At 67.9% G+C, this 14,551-nt stretch carries 25 protein-coding genes; all 25 read right to left on the reverse strand.

From position 1 onward, the window contains the following. Window positions 1-143: 143 nt before the first annotated feature. The 25 genes from map to tuf all read right to left on the reverse strand — a co-directional run bounded on the left by map (window position 144) and on the right by tuf (window position 14,520). Window positions 144-995 carry a type I methionyl aminopeptidase gene (map, locus tag OG617_RS10035; protein WP_405100690.1) on the reverse strand — a complete coding sequence of 284 codons (852 nt, stop codon included), beginning with the start codon at window positions 993-995 and terminating at the stop codon, window positions 144-146. 89 nt (window positions 996-1,084) lie between these two features. Beyond that, on the reverse strand, window positions 1,085-1,738 hold the full coding sequence (locus OG617_RS10040) for an adenylate kinase (RefSeq protein WP_396670334.1): 654 nt from the start codon (window positions 1,736-1,738) through the stop codon (window positions 1,085-1,087). Then, window positions 1,739-3,067: a preprotein translocase subunit SecY gene (secY, locus tag OG617_RS10045; protein WP_405100693.1), complete on the reverse strand. Its 1,329-nt coding sequence runs from the start codon at window positions 3,065-3,067 to the stop codon at window positions 1,739-1,741. Between the two features lie 236 nt (window positions 3,068-3,303). Then, entirely contained in the window at window positions 3,304-3,747 is a 444-nt protein-coding gene (rplO, locus tag OG617_RS10050) for a 50S ribosomal protein L15 (RefSeq protein WP_350881959.1), read from the reverse strand. After that, on the reverse strand, window positions 3,747-3,929 hold the full coding sequence (rpmD, locus tag OG617_RS10055) for a 50S ribosomal protein L30 (RefSeq protein ID WP_161685884.1): 183 nt from the start codon (window positions 3,927-3,929) through the stop codon (window positions 3,747-3,749). Before rpmD ends, rplO begins: the two co-directional genes overlap by 1 nt. Then, window positions 3,929-4,543 carry a 30S ribosomal protein S5 gene (gene rpsE, locus OG617_RS10060; RefSeq protein WP_161685886.1) on the reverse strand — a complete coding sequence of 205 codons (615 nt, stop codon included), beginning with the start codon at window positions 4,541-4,543 and terminating at the stop codon, window positions 3,929-3,931. The genes rpmD and rpsE overlap by 1 nt, the downstream gene beginning before the upstream one ends. Window positions 4,544-4,576: 33 nt before the next feature. After that, complete coding sequence (gene rplR, locus OG617_RS10065; protein ID WP_161685888.1) at window positions 4,577-4,966, reverse strand: 50S ribosomal protein L18; 390 nt, start codon at window positions 4,964-4,966, stop codon at window positions 4,577-4,579. After that, complete coding sequence (rplF, locus tag OG617_RS10070) at window positions 4,963-5,505, reverse strand: 50S ribosomal protein L6 (RefSeq protein WP_396677142.1); 543 nt, start codon at window positions 5,503-5,505, stop codon at window positions 4,963-4,965. Before rplF ends, rplR begins: the two co-directional genes overlap by 4 nt. A gap of 16 nt (window positions 5,506-5,521) precedes the next feature. Beyond that, window positions 5,522-5,929 carry a 30S ribosomal protein S8 gene (gene rpsH / locus OG617_RS10075; protein WP_161685893.1) on the reverse strand — a complete coding sequence of 136 codons (408 nt, stop codon included), beginning with the start codon at window positions 5,927-5,929 and terminating at the stop codon, window positions 5,522-5,524. A gap of 117 nt (window positions 5,930-6,046) precedes the next feature. Continuing rightward, window positions 6,047-6,232, reverse strand: a complete 186-nt coding sequence (locus OG617_RS10080; RefSeq protein WP_161685895.1) for a type Z 30S ribosomal protein S14 — start codon at window positions 6,230-6,232, stop codon at window positions 6,047-6,049. A 1-nt stretch (window position 6,233) separates the two neighbouring features. Continuing rightward, window positions 6,234-6,803, reverse strand: coding sequence for a 50S ribosomal protein L5 (gene rplE, locus OG617_RS10085; protein WP_117665105.1), 570 nt, complete (start codon window positions 6,801-6,803; stop codon window positions 6,234-6,236). Then, on the reverse strand, window positions 6,803-7,123 hold the full coding sequence (rplX, locus tag OG617_RS10090) for a 50S ribosomal protein L24 (RefSeq protein ID WP_161685897.1): 321 nt from the start codon (window positions 7,121-7,123) through the stop codon (window positions 6,803-6,805). Before rplX ends, rplE begins: the two co-directional genes overlap by 1 nt. Then, window positions 7,120-7,488, reverse strand: coding sequence for a 50S ribosomal protein L14 (gene rplN, locus OG617_RS10095; protein WP_023358185.1), 369 nt, complete (start codon window positions 7,486-7,488; stop codon window positions 7,120-7,122). Before rplN ends, rplX begins: the two co-directional genes overlap by 4 nt. Before the next feature lie 98 nt (window positions 7,489-7,586). After that, window positions 7,587-7,865 (reverse strand): 30S ribosomal protein S17, encoded by a 279-nt coding sequence (gene rpsQ / locus OG617_RS10100; protein WP_396677146.1) that lies wholly within the window; start codon window positions 7,863-7,865, stop codon window positions 7,587-7,589. Next, window positions 7,862-8,098: a 50S ribosomal protein L29 gene (rpmC, locus tag OG617_RS10105; RefSeq protein WP_320066523.1), complete on the reverse strand. Its 237-nt coding sequence runs from the start codon at window positions 8,096-8,098 to the stop codon at window positions 7,862-7,864. The genes rpsQ and rpmC overlap by 4 nt, the downstream gene beginning before the upstream one ends. Beyond that, the gene (rplP, locus tag OG617_RS10110; RefSeq protein ID WP_161685903.1) at window positions 8,098-8,523 is read right to left on the reverse strand and encodes a 50S ribosomal protein L16; all 426 of its coding nucleotides are present in this window, start codon (window positions 8,521-8,523) and stop codon (window positions 8,098-8,100) included. Before rplP ends, rpmC begins: the two co-directional genes overlap by 1 nt. A 3-nt stretch (window positions 8,524-8,526) precedes the next feature. Next, window positions 8,527-9,393 carry a 30S ribosomal protein S3 gene (rpsC, locus tag OG617_RS10115; protein ID WP_350881970.1) on the reverse strand — a complete coding sequence of 289 codons (867 nt, stop codon included), beginning with the start codon at window positions 9,391-9,393 and terminating at the stop codon, window positions 8,527-8,529. Further along, entirely contained in the window at window positions 9,393-9,851 is a 459-nt protein-coding gene (gene rplV / locus OG617_RS10120) for a 50S ribosomal protein L22 (RefSeq protein WP_161685907.1), read from the reverse strand. Before rplV ends, rpsC begins: the two co-directional genes overlap by 1 nt. A 40-nt stretch (window positions 9,852-9,891) precedes the next feature. Next, window positions 9,892-10,173: a 30S ribosomal protein S19 gene (gene rpsS / locus OG617_RS10125; RefSeq protein ID WP_161685909.1), complete on the reverse strand. Its 282-nt coding sequence runs from the start codon at window positions 10,171-10,173 to the stop codon at window positions 9,892-9,894. A gap of 12 nt (window positions 10,174-10,185) precedes the next feature. Further along, complete coding sequence (rplB, locus tag OG617_RS10130) at window positions 10,186-11,025, reverse strand: 50S ribosomal protein L2 (protein WP_405100701.1); 840 nt, start codon at window positions 11,023-11,025, stop codon at window positions 10,186-10,188. A 12-nt stretch (window positions 11,026-11,037) separates the two neighbouring features. After that, window positions 11,038-11,340: a 50S ribosomal protein L23 gene (rplW, locus tag OG617_RS10135; RefSeq protein WP_161685913.1), complete on the reverse strand. Its 303-nt coding sequence runs from the start codon at window positions 11,338-11,340 to the stop codon at window positions 11,038-11,040. Further along, window positions 11,337-11,990, reverse strand: coding sequence for a 50S ribosomal protein L4 (gene rplD / locus OG617_RS10140; protein ID WP_405100703.1), 654 nt, complete (start codon window positions 11,988-11,990; stop codon window positions 11,337-11,339). The genes rplW and rplD overlap by 4 nt, the downstream gene beginning before the upstream one ends. Further along, a complete protein-coding gene (gene rplC, locus OG617_RS10145; protein WP_405100705.1) occupies window positions 11,987-12,652 on the reverse strand; it encodes a 50S ribosomal protein L3 in 666 nt (221 codons plus the stop codon). Before rplC ends, rplD begins: the two co-directional genes overlap by 4 nt. A gap of 11 nt (window positions 12,653-12,663) precedes the next feature. After that, a complete protein-coding gene (rpsJ, locus tag OG617_RS10150; RefSeq protein ID WP_007073037.1) occupies window positions 12,664-12,972 on the reverse strand; it encodes a 30S ribosomal protein S10 in 309 nt (102 codons plus the stop codon). Window positions 12,973-13,326: 354 nt separating this feature from the next. After that, on the reverse strand, window positions 13,327-14,520 hold the full coding sequence (gene tuf, locus OG617_RS10155) for an elongation factor Tu (protein WP_405100707.1): 1,194 nt from the start codon (window positions 14,518-14,520) through the stop codon (window positions 13,327-13,329). Window positions 14,521-14,551 lie beyond the last annotated feature (31 nt).

The following is a 14,551-nucleotide window of genomic DNA, read 5'->3' on the forward strand; positions in this document are numbered from 1 at the left end:
CCAGCGCCGGGCTGGAGCCGGCCGGTGCCGCATGCCAGCGTCCAAGGCGCCTCGGGGCCACAGCGCGGGCCTCAGGCGGGGCGGTGGGAGCCCAGCGGGTCGGAGGGCCGGACAGGCAGACGACCAGCGGAACCCGCCGGGGGCTAGCGGGTCGGCGAGTCCGCGGGCTGGCGGGAGGTGACCAGGTCGCCGAGGCGCCCCCGGCCCCCGTCGAACGCGGTCAGCACCCACACCCCGTCGGGCAGCAGCGCCATCGAATGCTCGACGTGCACCGCCATCGAGCCGTCCCGGGTGACGACCGTCCAGCCGTCCGCCAGCTCGGCCGTGCGCGGCGAGCCCTTGGTGATCATCGGCTCGATGGCCAGCGCCATGCCCGGCACCAGCCGGGGGCCCTTGCCGGGCCGGCCGTGGTTGAGCACATGCGGGTCCTGGTGCATCTCGGTGCCGATGCCGTGCCCGCCGTACCCGTCGACGATGCCGTACCGGCCGCCCCTGCGGACCGCGTTCTCCACCGCGTGCGAGATGTCGGTCAGCCGGCCCTTGCCGCTGGCCGCCCCCCGCGCCGCGGCGGCGATCCCGGCCCACATCGAGTCCTCGGCCACCGCAGCCATCTTCAGCAGCGCCGGGTCGACCTCACCCACGCCGACGGTGATCGCCGCGTCGCCGTGCCAGCCGTTCAGCACCGCGCCGCAGTCGATCGAGATCAGATCGCCCTCGCGGAGCACCTGGGTGGGCGACGGGATGGCGTGCACCACCTGCTCGTTGACCGACGAGCAGATCGAGGCGGGGAAGCCGTGGTAGCCCTTGAACGAGGGAACCGCGCCGGCCTCCCGGATCGTCGACTCGGCGATCGCGTCCAGGTCGGCGGTGCTGACCCCGGGGGCGACCGCCTCCCGCATCCGACGCAGCGCCTCGGCGACCACCAGCCCGGCGGCGCGCATCATCTCGATCTGGTCGGGGGTCTTCAGCTGGATGTCCAGCTGGGGACGACGCATGGAGCCGTTACCTTTCGTCGCGCGGAGCAGCGGGGCACGTCGAACGTACCCCGCTGTTCGCACTCTAGCCGCCGGAGCCCCGGCGGTCGTCAGCCGCCGTACGAGCGGAGGGCGTCGATGGCGCGGACGGTGACGTCCTCCACCGGGCCGGTGGCGTCGATGCCCACGAGCTTGCCCTGGGCGCCGTAGTAGTCCACCAGCGGCGCGGTCTTCTCGGCGTACTCCCGCAGCCGGGCGGCGATGGTCTCCGGCTTGTCGTCGTCGCGCTGGAACAGCTCCGCGCCGCAGCGGTCGCAGATGTCGTCCCGGGTCGTCGCGTCGAACTCGACGTGCCAGATCTTCCCGCAGCCCCGGCAGGTACGCCGGCCGGAGAGCCGCCGGATCACCTCGTCGTCGTCGACGACCAGCTCCAGCACCAGATCCAGCGCGGTGCCGAGGTCGGCGAGCAGCTTGTCCAGCGCGGCGGCCTGCGGCGTGGTGCGCGGGAAGCCGTCGAGCAGGAAGCCCTCGCTGGCGTCCGGCTCGGCGAGCCGGTCCCGGACCATGTTGATGGTCACCTCGTCCGGGACCAGCTTGCCGGCGTCCATGTACCGCTTGGCCTCGATGCCCAGGGGCGTGCCCTGGGAGACGTTCGCCCGGAAGATGTCACCGGTCGAGATCTTCGGCACCGAGAGGTGCGCGGCGATGAACTCCGCCTGTGTGCCCTTGCCCGCGCCCGGCGGGCCAACCAGAACGAGTCGCATCTACCGCAGGAACCCTTCGTAGTTCCGCTGCATGAGTTGGCTCTCGATCTGCTTCACGGTCTCCAGACCGACGCCGACCATGATGAGCACAGCGGTGCCGCCGAACGGGAAGTTCTGGAACTGCTGGCTGTTCAGCCAGATGAAGAAGAAGTTCGGCAGGACCGCCACGATCCCCAGGTAGAGCGCGCCCGGCAGGGTGATCCGGCTGAGGATGAAGTCGAGGTAGTCGGCGGTCGGCTTGCCGGGGCGGATGCCCGGCACGAAGCCGCCGTACTTCTTCATGTTGTCCGCGACCTCGGTCGGGTTGAACGTGATCGACACGTAGAAGTACGTGAAGAAGATGATCAACAGGAAGTAGGTCACGATGTACAGCGGCTTCGACGGGTCGACCACGTTGTTCTGGATCCAGGCCTGGGTCTTGCCCGGGTTGTTCTGGTCGAAGAACTGGAGCGCCAGCTGTGGCAGGTAGAGCAGCGACGAGGCGAAGATGACCGGGATGACACCCGCCTGGTTGACCTTCAGCGGGATGTAGGTCGAGGTGCCGCCGTACATCCGCCGGCCGATCATCCGCTTGGCGTACTGCACCGGGATCCGGCGCTGTGCCTGCTCGATGAAGGTGACGGCGGTGATGACCACCAGGACCAGCGCGAGCACCAGGAAGAACTTGCCCCAGCCCTGCTGAGTCTTGATCTTCCAGCCCTCACTGGGGAGGCGGGCCGCGATGGAGGTGAAGATCAGCACCGACATGCCGTTGCCGACGCCCCGGTCGGTGATCAGCTCGCCGAGCCACATCACCATGCCCGTGCCGGCGGTCATCGTCATGACCAGGATGGACAGCGTCAGCCAGTTCGGGATGCCGGTGCCCTCGGGGACGATCGGGAACTGGTCGCACCGGTTCTGGAAGAGCTGCCCGGAGCGGGCCAGCGCCACGAACGCCGACGACTGGAGGATGCCCAGGCCGAGGGTGAGGTAGCGGGTGTACTGGGTGATCTTCGCCTGGCCGGCCTGGCCCTCCTTGCGGAGCTGCTCCAACCGCGGGATGACCACGGTGAGCAGCTGCAGGATGATCGACGCTGTGATGTAGGGCATAATGCCCAGCGCGAAGACCGAGAGCTGGAGCAGCGCCCCGCCGGAGAAGAGGTCGAGCAGGTTCAGCACGCCCGTCGAGCTGCCCTGGAGGGTGTCGAGACACTTCTGCACGTTGCCGTACGAGACACCTGGGCTGGGCAGGGTCGCGCCCAGCCGGTAGACCGCGATGATGCCTACCGTAAACAGCAGCTTCTTGCGCAGGTCAGGCGTACGGAACGCACTGAGAAAGGCGGACAGCAACTTTCTTCCTCCTGCGCGAGGCGGGCCGCCGGTGATGGTCCCTGGCGGGTCGGGGTGGGTGCCGGGCGAGTGCCCGATATCCATAGCTGGGATGGGACTCTAACAGCCCGATCCCTGTCTGGGCAGGTGTGCCCGGCTACATAAACCGAATCCGATATTACCCGGTGCACACGTTCGGGGTAGACCGTGGCGCCCGCCCAGTCACAGACAACTGAGCGGGCGCCAGGGTTTCTGCCCTACAGCTCGGTGACGGAGCCACCGGCAGCGGTGATCTTCTCCTTGGCCGACGCGCTGAACGCGTGCGCCGACACCTGGATGGACACGCCGCTCAGGTCGCCGGTGCCGAGGACCTTGACCGGCTGGCCCTTGCGGACCGCGCCGGCCTCAACCAGCTCCAGCGGGCCGACCTGGCCGCCGTTCGGGAACAGCTCGGCGAGCCTGTCCAGGTTGACCACCTGGAAGACCACCTTGAACTTGTTCTTGAAGCCCTTCATCTTCGGAAGGCGCATGTGGATGGGCATCTGCCCACCCTCGAACGCTGCCGAGATGTTCTTGCGGGCCTTGGAGCCCTTCGTGCCGCGACCGGCGGTCTTGCCCTTGGAGCCCTCACCGCGACCCACACGGGTCTTCGCGGTCTTGGCACCGGGCGCCGGGCGCAGGTGGTGGACCTTGATCGTCATTACTCGACCTCCTCGACCTTCACGAGGTGGTTGACCGCGAAGATCATGCCCCGGATCTCCGGCCGGTCCTCCTTGACCACCACGTCGTTGATCCGCTTGAGACCGAGCGAACGCAGCGACTCACGCTGGTTGTGCTTGGTCCCGATCACGGACCGGAGCTGGGTGACCTTCAGGCGAGCCATCAGGATGCCACCCCCGCTCGCGACGCCAGCATGGCGGCCGGCGCGACGTCCTCGACCGGCAGGCCACGACGGGCCGCGACGGCCTCCGGGGACTCGAGCCCCTTCAGCGCGGCCACCGTGGCGTGCACGATGTTGATCGGGTTCGACGACCCGAGGCTCTTGGAGAGCACGTCGTGGATGCCGGCGCACTCCAGCACGGCACGCACCGGCCCACCGGCGATGACGCCCGTACCGGCCGAGGCCGGCTTGAGCAGCACCACGCCGGCGGCGGCCTCACCCGTGATCGGGTGCGGGATCGACTTACCGATCCGCGGCACCTTGAAGAAGTGCTTCTTGGCCTCCTCGACGCCCTTGGCGATCGCCGCAGGCACCTCCTTGGCCTTTCCGTAACCCACGCCGACGGTGCCGTCGCCGTCGCCCACGATCACCAGGGCGGTGAAGCTGAAACGACGACCACCCTTCACGACCTTGGCGACGCGGTTGATCGCGACGACCCGCTCGAGGTGCGGGGTCTTCTCGACGGGCGCGTTTCCGCGGCCGCCCTCACGGCGGTTGTCGCGGCGACCACCCTCGTTGCCACCGGACCCGCCGCCACGGCGCTGTTGACCTGGCATCAGCAGCCTTCCTTCTCTCTCGTGACGGGGTTTCTAGAACTCGAGCCCGGCTTCGCGGGCGGCATCGGCAAGCGCGGCGACCCGCCCCGCGTACCGGTTGCCACCGCGGTCGAAGACGACCTTCGAGATGCCGGCAGCCTTGGCCCGCTCGGCGAGCAGAGTGCCGACCTTGCCGGCCAGGGCGCTCTTGTCGCCCTCGGTGCCGCGCAGCGAGGCGTCCAGGGTCGAGGCCGACGCCAGGGTGTGACCCTTGGTGTCGTCCACGATCTGGGCCACGACGTGGCGCAGCGACCGGGTGACGACCAGACGGGGACGCTCGGTGGTGCCGCTGACGTTCTTGCGGACCCGGAAGTGCCGACGCGCACGGCCGACGGCGCGCTTGGCGGCAACGCCGCGGCGGCGCTTGAGCAGCGTGGCGCTCACTTCTTACCTGCCTTTCCAGCCTTGCGGCGGATGACCTCGCCCTGGTACTTGACGCCCTTGCCCTTGTAGGGCTCCGGCGGGCGGATCTTCCGGATGTTGGCGGCGATCTCGCCGACCTGCTGCTTGTCGATGCCGGCCACGTGGAACACGGTCGGCTTCTCCACCGTGAAGGTGATGCCGTCCGGCGCGGGGACCAGCACCGGGTGCGAGAACCCGAGCGCGAACTCCAGGTCCTTGCCCTTGGCCGTGACCCGGTAACCGGTGCCGGCGATCTCCAGGCTCTTACGGTAGCCCTCGGTCACGCCGACGATCATGTTGGCGACCAGCGTACGGCTCAGGCCGTGCAGCTCCTTGGCCTTGCGCTCGTCATTCGGCCGGTTGACGTGCAACTGGCCGTCCTCGGCGCGCTCCGCCGTGATGGGCTCGGCGAGCGTGTGCGACAGCTCGCCCTTCGGGCCCTTGACCTTGACGGTCTGGCCGTCGATCGTGATGTCGACGCCGGCAGGCACCGGGATCGACTTACGTCCAATACGCGACATTTCTACCTGTCTCCCGTTACCAGACGAAGGCGAGGACTTCCCCGCCAACGCTCCGCTTGCGGGCCTGCCGGTCGGTGAGCAGCCCCTGGGACGTCGAAATGATCGCCACGCCCAGCCCGCCGAGCACCCGCGGGAGCCCGTCCGACTTGGCGTACACCCGGAGACCGGGCTTGGACACGCGCTTGATGCCGGCCAGGCTCCGCTCGCGGCTCTGGCCGTACTTCAGCTCGACGACCAGTCGCTTGCCGACGGCGCCCTCCTCGGGCTCCTCGACCGACCAGGTGGCGATGTAACCCTCGGTCTTCAGGACCTCGGCGATGTTCGCCTTGATCTTGGAGTAGGGCATCGTCACCCGGTCGTGGTACGCCTGGTTGGCGTTACGCAGACGCGTGAGCATGTCTGCGATCGGGTCGGTCATCGTCATGGATTTCGTCAGCCTTTCTCGCCGGGGTTCCCGGGGCGGTGAGCCCCGGGCCTACGGCGAAGAGCAATACATGATCGGTGCAAGGGGCCCCGGCCGGCAGCCGGGGCGCGGTCACCCTTACCAGGAAGCCTTGGACACGCCCGGCAGTTCACCGCGGTGGGCCATCTCCCGGATGCAGATCCGGCAGAGACCGAACTTGCGGTAGACCGCCTTGGGACGCCCGCACCGCTGGCAGCGGGTGTACGCGCGAACCGAGAACTTCGGCTTCGCGGCCGCCTTGAGGATCAGCGCCTTCTTGGCCATCTCAGTTCTCCTTGAACGGGAAGCCCAGGAGCTTGAGCAGCGCCCGGCCCTCGTCGTCGGTCGTGGCGGTCGTGACCACCGTGATGTCCATGCCCCGCTGGCGATCGATCTTGTCCTGGTCGATCTCGTGGAACACCGACTGCTCGGTCAGACCGAACGTGTAGTTGCCGTGCCCGTCGAGCTTGCGCCCGTCCAGACCGCGGAAGTCGCGGATACGGGGCAGGGCGATGGACAGCAGACGGTCCAGGAACTCCCACATCCGGTCGCCGCGCAGGGTGACCTTCGCGCCGATCGGCATGCCCTCGCGGAGCTTGAACTGCGCGATGGACTTGGTCGCCCGCCGCACCTGCGGCTTCTGGCCGGTGATGGTGGCCAGGTCCCGGACGGCGCCGTCGATCAGCTTGGCGTCCCGGGCGGCCTCGCCGACACCCATGTTGACGACGATCTTGACCAGCCGCGGCACCTGCATGGGGTTGCCGAAGCTGTGCTGCTCCTGCAGCTTGGCCACGATCTCGTTGCGGTACCGCTCCTTGAGGCGCGGCATGGTCTTGGTTTCGGTAGCCGTGGTCATCACAGGTCCTTACCGGTGCTGCGCGCGATTCGGACCTTCTGGCCGTTGTCGTCGAAGCGGTACCCGACGCGGGTCGGGTTCCCCTCGGAATCCAGGACCTGCACGTTGGAGACGTGGATCGGGGCTTCCTGGGTGACGATGCCACCGGTCTTGGCGCCACGCTGGGTGGTGCTGATACGGGTGTGCTTCTTGACCCGGTTCACGCCCTCGACCAGGATCTTGTCCTGCCGTGGGTAGGACGCGATGACCTTGCCCTTGGCACCCTTGTCCTTGCCGGCGATGACGACGACCGTGTCGCCCTTCTTGACCTTCACGGTCACAACACCTCCGGCGCGAGGGAAATAATCTTCATGAACCGCTTGTCCCGCAGCTCCCGGCCCACCGGGCCGAAGATACGGGTACCACGCGGGTCCCCACCGTCCTTGATGATGACGGCGGCGTTCTCGTCGAAGCGGATGTACGAGCCGTCCGGCCGCCGCCGCTCCTTGGCGGTGCGGACGATGACGGCCTTGACGACGTCGCCCTTCTTCACACCGGCACCCGGGATCGCGTCCTTGACCGTGGCCACGATGACGTCGCCGATGCTCGCGTAGCGCCGACCGGAGCCCCCGAGAACCCGGATGCACAGGATCTCCCGGGCACCCGTGTTGTCGGCGACGCGCAGTCGCGACTCCTGCTGAATCACGTCTATCTCCTATGTCTGCCGGTTCTCCGGCCGCATTGCCGCAGCCGGAGCCTGGCGGAACCCGCGCCCGACTGAAGCCGGGCGAGATCGAGCCTTCGCTACTTGGCCTTTTCCTGGATCTCCACGATCCGCCAACGCTTCGTGGCGGACAGCGGCCGGGTTTCCATGATCAGAACCCGGTCGCCGATGCCGGCGGCGTTCTGCTCGTCGTGCACCTTCAGCTTGCGGGTACGGCGCATGATCTTGCCGTACAGCGCGTGCCTGACCCGGTCCTCGACCTCGACCACGACGGTCTTGTCCATCTTGTCGCTGACCACGAGGCCCTCACGCACCTTGCGGCGGGCCCGCGCTTCGGCGGTGGTGGTGTTCTCGCTCATGATGCAGTCACCTCAGTCGGCGCGGCGGAGAGACCCAACTCGCGCTCACGCATGATCGTGTAGATCCGGGCGATCTCCCGACGGATGACCTGCAACCGCCGGTTGTTGTCCAGCTGCCCGGTTGCGCCCTGCACGCGGAGGTTGAACAGCTCCGCCTTGGCCTCGCGCAGCTTCGTGACCAGCTCCTCGTCGGAGTGCTCACGCAGCTCGGAGGCCTTAACGCCCGCTGCCATCAGGATTCACCCACTTCGCGCGTAACAATTCGGCACTTCATCGGGAGCTTGTGGATCGCGCGACGCATCGCTTCTCGCGCGGTCTGCTCGTTGGGGAACGACATCTCGAAGAGGATCCGCCCCGGCTTGACGTTGGCGACCCACCACTCGGGCGAGCCCTTACCGGAACCCATCCGGGTCTCGGCCGGCTTCTTGGTCAGGGCCTGGTCCGGGAAGATCGAGATCCAGACCTTACCGCCACGCTTGATGTGGCGGGTCATCGCGATACGCGCCGACTCGATCTGCCGGTTCGTCACGTACGCCGGCTCGAGAGCCTGGATCCCGAACTCGCCGAACACCACGCGGTTGCCACCCTTGGACGCGCCACTGCGGTCCGGGTGGTGCGGCTTGCGGAAGCCCTTCGGGGGCTTGCGCGGCATCAGCATCTGTCAGCCCTCCTGCTGCGTTTCTGCCGGAGTCGAAGCGACCGAGGCGACAGCAGCGCTGTCGATCGGCTCGCCGCTCGGCGTCTCAGCCTGCTGCGCGATGGTGGTCGCGGCAGCCCGGCCGGCCTCGGTGCCACCGGCCGTCGTGCCGGACGAACCGGACCGACCACGGCGCGGACGCTCGGGGCGGTCGGCACGTTCACGACGCGGGCGCGACGGCGCCTCGGCCGGGGTCTCCCGACCCGGCACCGCGTCGCCCTTGTAGATCCAGACCTTCACGCCGATGCGGCCGAAGGTGGTACGGGCCTCGAAGAAGCCGTACTCGATGTTGGCCCGCAGCGTGTGCAGCGGGACGCGACCCTCGCGGTAGAACTCGGTCCGGCTCATCTCGGCGCCGCCGAGGCGACCCGAGACCTGGACCCGGATGCCCTTGCACACCGGGTTCTTCATCGCCGACTGCATCGCCTTGCGCATCGCCCGACGGAAGCTGACCCGGCTGGAGAGCTGCTCGGCGACGCCCTGGGCAACCAGCTGCGCGTCCGACTCGGGGTTCTTCACCTCGATGATGTTCAGCTGCACCTGCTTGCTGGTGAGCTTCTCCAGCTCGCCGCGGATCCGGTCGGCCTCCGCACCCTTCCGGCCGATGACAATGCCCGGCCGGGCGGTGTGGATGTCGACGCGGACCCGGTCCCGGGTGCGCTCGATGTCGACCTTGGAGATGCCGGCGCGCTCGAGGCCCTTGGACATCATCCGGCGAATCTTGACATCTTCGCCGATGTAGTCCTTGTAGAGCTTGTCCGCGAACCAGCGGGACTTCCAGTCGGTCGAGATGCCGAGCCGGAACCCAGTGGGGTGAACCTTCTGACCCATTACTCGGCGCCCTCCGTCTTGCTCTCCGTCTCAGCGGCCTCAGCCTGCTTCGCCGGGGCGACCTTCTTCGCCGCGGACTTCTTCGGCGCAGCCGGCGCGACCGCCTCGACCGCCACAGTGATGTGGCAGGTCCGCTTGCGGATCCGGTACGCCCGGCCCTGCGCCCGCGGCCGGAACCGCTTCATCGTCGGGCCCTCGTCGACGAATGCCTCGCTGACGAGCAGCGCGTCGGGGTCCAGCCGCTCATTGTTCTCCGCGTTCGCGATCGCGCTCGCGAGCACCTTGTACACCTGCTCGCTCGCAGCCTGCGGCGCGAACTGCAGCACCGTGAGCGCCTCCTTCGCGGGCAGGCCGCGGACGAGGTTGACCACCCGGCGCGCCTTCATTGGCGAGATGCGCACGTGCCGCGCAATCGCCCGCGCGCCCGGAAGCACCGGAGCGTCGCCCTTTCCTGGCATCGCTGTAACCCCTTGTTCCTCTATCCGTATGCCCGCGGCGTCAGCGCCGGCGGCTCTTCCGGTCGTCCTTCTCGTGACCCTTGAACGTGCGGGTCAGCGCGAACTCGCCGAGCTTGTGCCCGACCATCGCCTCGGTAACGAACACCGGGACGTGCTTGCGTCCGTCATGCACAGCGATCGTGTGGCCGAGCATCTCGGGGATGATCGTCGAGCGCCGCGACCAGGTCTTGATGACGTTCTTCGTGCCCTTGTCGTTCTGCGTCTCCACCTTCTTGAGCAGGTGGTCGTCGACGAACGGGCCCTTCTTCAGGCTACGAGGCATGTCTTATCTCCCTCAGCCGCGCTTACGCGTGGCGTAGCGGCGGCGAACGATCAGCCGGTCACTCGGCTGGCCCTTGCGACGGGTGCGGCCCTCGGGCTTACCCTGCGGGTTGACCGGGTGACGGCCACCTGAGGTCTTACCCTCACCGCCACCGTGCGGGTGGTCGACCGGGTTCATGGCGACACCTCGGACGGTCGGGCGTCGGCCCTTCCACCGCATCCGGCCGGCCTTGCCCCAGTTGATGTTCGACTGGTCGGCGTTGCCGATCTCGCCGACGCTGGCGCGACACCGCACGTCGACCCGCCGGATCTCACCGGACGGCAGACGCAGGGTGGCGTACACGCCCTCCCGGCCGAGCAGCTGGACGCCGACGCCGGCCGAGCGGGCCAGCTTGGCGCCGCCGCCCGGACGCAGCTCCACGTTGTGGATGGTGGTACCGACCGGGATGTTACGCAGCGGCAGGTTGTTACCCGGCTTGATGTCGGCACCCGGGCCGGACTCGACCGCGTCGCCCTGCTTCAGGTCCTTCGGCGCGAGGATGTAGCGCTTCTCGCCGTCGGCGTAGTGCAGCAGCGCGATGCGCGCGGTGCGGTTCGGGTCGTACTCGATGTGCGCGACCTTCGCCGGAACGCCGTCCTTGTCGACCCGCTTGAAGTCGATCAGACGGTACTGGCGCTTGTGGCCGCCACCGTGGTGCCGGGTGGTGATCCGGCCGTGGACGTTACGCCCGCCCTTTTTCGGCAGCGGCGCCAGCAGCGACTTCTCGGGCTTCGACCGGGTGATCTCGGCGAAGTCGGCGACGCTCGAGCCACGCCGGCCCGGCGTCGTCGGCTTGTATTTACGGATAGCCATTGTCTACACCCCTCAGCTGACCGGGCCGCCGAAGGCCTCGATACGGTCACCGTCAGCCAGCTTCACGATCGCCCGCTTGGTGGCCTTGCGCTGACCGAAACCGGTCTTCGTGCGCTTGCGCTTACCCTCGCGGTTGAGCGTGTTGACCGTCAGGACGCGGACGTTGAAGATCTGCTGGATAGCGATCTTGATCTCAGTCTTGTTGGCGTCCGGGCGCACCAGGAAGGTGTACCAGTTCCGGTTCAGCTCGCTGTAGCTCTTCTCCGAGACGACCGGCGCGACGATGATGTCCCGCGGATCGGCGATCGTGCTCACTTGCCACCCTCCTCGGTGGTCTCGGCGGGAACACCCAGGAACTCGTCCAGGGCGTCCTTGGTGAAGACCACGTCGTCGGCCACCAGCACGTCGTACGTGTTGAGCTGGCCGGCCTCGATCAGGTGCACCCGCGGCTCATTGCGCAGCGACACCCAGTTCAGCTCGTCGGTGCTGCTGCTCAGCACGACCAGGACCCGGTTGGCCTCGGTCAGCTTGACCAGCGTGGCCAGGGCGGCCTTGGTCGACGGCTTCTCGCCCGAGACGAATGCCTCGACGACGTGCACCTGGCCAGCGCGGGCCCGGTCGGAGAGAGCGCCACGCAGGGCGGCGGCCTTCATCTTCTTCGGGGTCCGCTGGCTGTAGTCACGCGGCACCGGGCCGTGGACCACGCCACCGCCGGCGAACTGCGGAGCGCGGATCGAGCCCTGACGGGCCCGACCGGTGCCCTTCTGCTTGTACGGCTTCTTGCCGCCGCCGGCGACCTCGCCGCGGGTCTTGGCCTTGTGCGTGCCCTGCCGGGCTGCCGCGAGCTGGGCCACCACGACCTGGTGCATCAGCGCGAGGTTGGCCTGGACGTCGAAGATGTCGGCCGGCAGCTCGACGGAGCTGCTCTTGGCGCCTTCGACGTTGAGGACGTCAACGGTGGTCACTTGGCCACACCGCCCTTCTTCACCTTGGTCTTGGCCGCGTTGCGGACCAGGACCAGCGCGCCCTTGGGACCGGGAATGGCCCCACGGACGAGCAGGAGGTTGTTCTCGGTGTCGACCGCCTGGACGGTCAGGTTCTGGACGGTGTAGCGCACGCCACCCATCCGGCCGGCCATCCGGGTGCCCTTGAAGACGCGACCCGGGGTGGCGCAGGCGCCGATCGAGCCGGGCGAGCGGTGCTTACGCTCGACACCGTGGCTGGCGCGCAGACCGTGGAAGCCGTGCCGCTTCATCGGGCCGGCGTAGCCCTTGCCCTTGGTCCTGCCTGTGACGTCGATGCTGACGCCGACCGGGAACTGCTCGACCGTGACCTCCTGGCCCAGCGAGTAGTCCGCGGCGTCCGCGGTGCGCAGCTCGACGATGTGTCGGCGCGGCGCCACGTCCGCCTTCGCGTAGTGCCCGCTGACCGGCTTCTTCACCTTGCGCGGGTCGATCGTGCCGTAGGCGAGCTGGACTGCGGAGTAACCGTCCTTCTCGGCGCTACGAACCTGGCTGATGACGCACGGGCCGGCCTGAACCACGGTCACCGGGACAACACGGTTGTTGTCCCAGACCTGGGTCATGCCGAGCTTTGCGCCCAGGATCCCCTTGACTTGCCTGTCCATTTGTCCGGTCCCTACAGCTTGATCTCGATGTCGACGCCAGCCGGCAGGTCGAGGCGCATGAGCGAGTCGACCGTCTTCGGAGTCGGGTCGATGATGTCGATCAGCCGCTTGTGCGTGCGCATCTCGAAGTGCTCGCGCGAGTCCTTGTACTTGTGCGGCGAGCGGATGACGCAGAAACGGTTGATCTCCGTGGGCAGCGGCACCGGGCCAGCGACCTGCGCCCCGGTACGCGTCACCGTCTCGACGATCTTCCGCGCCGAGGAGTCGACGACCTCGTGGTCATAGGCCTTGAGCCGGATGCGGATCTTCTGTCCCGCCATGGTGGCTTCTGTTCCTTCTCTCGATGCCGCTGTGTCGCGGGCACCTGCACCGGCTGGCACAGGCCCACTTCCGCCGACCCCCGCGGTCGGGCGTGTCGCGCCCTCGGACCAGGCTCCGCCCCGGGACTCCGGAGCTCTGCTGACCGCGCGGTGGGTCATGGCGCCGATCGCGTCACCGCGACTCGGGCGCCGTGCGAGGGTGGTTGGCCGCCAGGGACAGGCCAACCACCCTACGCGCGACTGTTCAACGACCCGGAGGTCCAGCAGACGCCGGACGCGGGCGATGAACTGTCGTTACGCAACCTGACTAGTATGCCGCACTACCGGTGGCAACGCTAATCGGGGTTACCCAGCTCACTTGACGATCTTGGTGACGCGACCCGCGCCGACCGTACGGCCACCCTCCCGGATCGCGAACTTGAGGTTGTCCTCCATCGCGATGGGCTGGATCAGCTTCACGGTCATCGTGGTGTTGTCGCCCGGCATGACCATCTCGGTGCCCTCGGGCAGCGTGACGACGCCGGTGACGTCCGTGGTCCGGAAGTAGAACTGCGGACGGTAGTTCTGGAAGAACGGGGTGTGCCGCCCGCCCTCTTCCTTCGAGAGGATGTAGACGGTCGCCTCGAAGTCCGTGTGCGGGGTCGTGGTGCCCGGCTTCACGACGACCATGCCGCGCTCGACGTCCTCGCGCTTGGTGCCACGCAGCAGGAGGCCGACGTTCTCGCCCGCGCGGGCGTCGTCCAGGGTCTTCCGGAACATCTCGATCGCGGTGACCTTGGTCTTGAAGCCCTTCTCGCGGATGCCGACAACCTCGACGTCCTCGTTCGGGAGCAGCACGCCACGCTCGACACGACCGGTGACGACGGTGCCGCGACCGGTGATCGTGAACACGTCCTCGACGGGCATGAGGAACGGCTTCTCGGTCTCGCGCTCCGGCTGCGGAATCGCGGTGTCGACCGCGTTCATCAGCTCGAGCAGCTTCTCGGTCCAGACCGGGTCGCCCTCGAGCGCCTTCAGCGCGGAGACCTGGACGACCGGCAGGTCGTCACCCGGGTACTCCTGCGAGGAGAGCAGCTCGCGGACCTCGAGCTCGACGAGCTCCAGGAGCTCCTCGTCGTCGACCATGTCGCTCTTGTTGAGCGCCACGACGATGTACGGCACACCGACCTGACGGGCCAGCAGCACGTGCTCGCGGGTCTGCGGCATCGGGCCGTCGGTCGCCGCGACCACCAGGATCGCGCCGTCCATCTGCGCGGCACCGGTGATCATGTTCTTGATGTAGTCGGCGTGCCCGGGGCAGTCGACGTGCGCGTAGTGCCGAGACTCGGTCTGGTACTCGACGTGCGCGATCGAGATCGTGATGCCGCGGGCCTTCTCCTCCGGCGCCTTGTCGATCTGGTCGAACGGCGTGTAGGGGTTCAGGTCGGGGTACTGGTCGTGCAGGACCTTGGTGATGGCCGCCGTCAGCGTCGTCTTACCGTGGTCGATGTGACCAATGGTGCCGATGTTGACGTGCGGCTTAGTCCGCTCGAACTTAGCCTTCGCCACTGGTGTCCTCCTGTGGACTTCTTGGTTCGTT

It is taken from the genome of Micromonospora sp. NBC_01412 (assembly GCF_045040215.1).
GTDB classification, from domain to species: Bacteria; Actinomycetota; Actinomycetes; order Mycobacteriales; family Micromonosporaceae; genus Micromonospora; species Micromonospora rubida.

Excerpts from the sequence above, each read along its gene's own strand:
- map (WP_405100690.1), bottom strand. The coding sequence starts at position 995 with ATGCGTCGTCCCCAGCTGGACATCCAGCTGAAGACCCCCGACCAGATC.
- OG617_RS10040 (WP_396670334.1), bottom strand. The coding sequence starts at position 1,738 with ATGCGACTCGTTCTGGTTGGCCCGCCGGGCGCGGGCAAGGGCACACAG.
- rplO (WP_350881959.1), bottom strand. The coding sequence starts at position 3,747 with ATGACGATCAAGGTCCACCACCTGCGCCCGGCGCCCGGTGCCAAGACC.
- rpmD (WP_161685884.1), bottom strand. The coding sequence starts at position 3,929 with ATGGCTCGCCTGAAGGTCACCCAGCTCCGGTCCGTGATCGGGACCAAG.
- rpsE (WP_161685886.1), bottom strand. The coding sequence starts at position 4,543 with ATGCCAGGTCAACAGCGCCGTGGCGGCGGGTCCGGTGGCAACGAGGGT.
- rplF (WP_396677142.1), bottom strand. The coding sequence starts at position 5,505 with ATGTCGCGTATTGGACGTAAGTCGATCCCGGTGCCTGCCGGCGTCGAC.
- rpsH (WP_161685893.1), bottom strand. The coding sequence starts at position 5,929 with ATGACGATGACCGACCCGATCGCAGACATGCTCACGCGTCTGCGTAAC.
- OG617_RS10080 (WP_161685895.1), bottom strand. The coding sequence starts at position 6,232 with ATGGCCAAGAAGGCGCTGATCCTCAAGGCGGCCGCGAAGCCGAAGTTC.
- rplE (WP_117665105.1), bottom strand. The coding sequence starts at position 6,803 with ATGACCACGGCTACCGAAACCAAGACCATGCCGCGCCTCAAGGAGCGG.
- rpsQ (WP_396677146.1), bottom strand. The coding sequence starts at position 7,865 with ATGAGCGAGAACACCACCACCGCCGAAGCGCGGGCCCGCCGCAAGGTG.
- rpmC (WP_320066523.1), bottom strand. The coding sequence starts at position 8,098 with ATGGCAGCGGGCGTTAAGGCCTCCGAGCTGCGTGAGCACTCCGACGAG.
- rplP (WP_161685903.1), bottom strand. The coding sequence starts at position 8,523 with ATGCTGATGCCGCGCAAGCCCCCGAAGGGCTTCCGCAAGCCGCACCAC.
- rpsC (WP_350881970.1), bottom strand. The coding sequence starts at position 9,393 with ATGGGTCAGAAGGTTCACCCCACTGGGTTCCGGCTCGGCATCTCGACC.
- rplV (WP_161685907.1), bottom strand. The coding sequence starts at position 9,851 with ATGCCAGGAAAGGGCGACGCTCCGGTGCTTCCGGGCGCGCGGGCGATT.
- rpsS (WP_161685909.1), bottom strand. The coding sequence starts at position 10,173 with ATGCCTCGTAGCCTGAAGAAGGGCCCGTTCGTCGACGACCACCTGCTC.
- rplB (WP_405100701.1), bottom strand. The coding sequence starts at position 11,025 with ATGGCTATCCGTAAATACAAGCCGACGACGCCGGGCCGGCGTGGCTCG.
- rplC (WP_405100705.1), bottom strand. The coding sequence starts at position 12,652 with ATGGACAGGCAAGTCAAGGGGATCCTGGGCGCAAAGCTCGGCATGACC.
- rpsJ (WP_007073037.1), bottom strand. The coding sequence starts at position 12,972 with ATGGCGGGACAGAAGATCCGCATCCGGCTCAAGGCCTATGACCACGAG.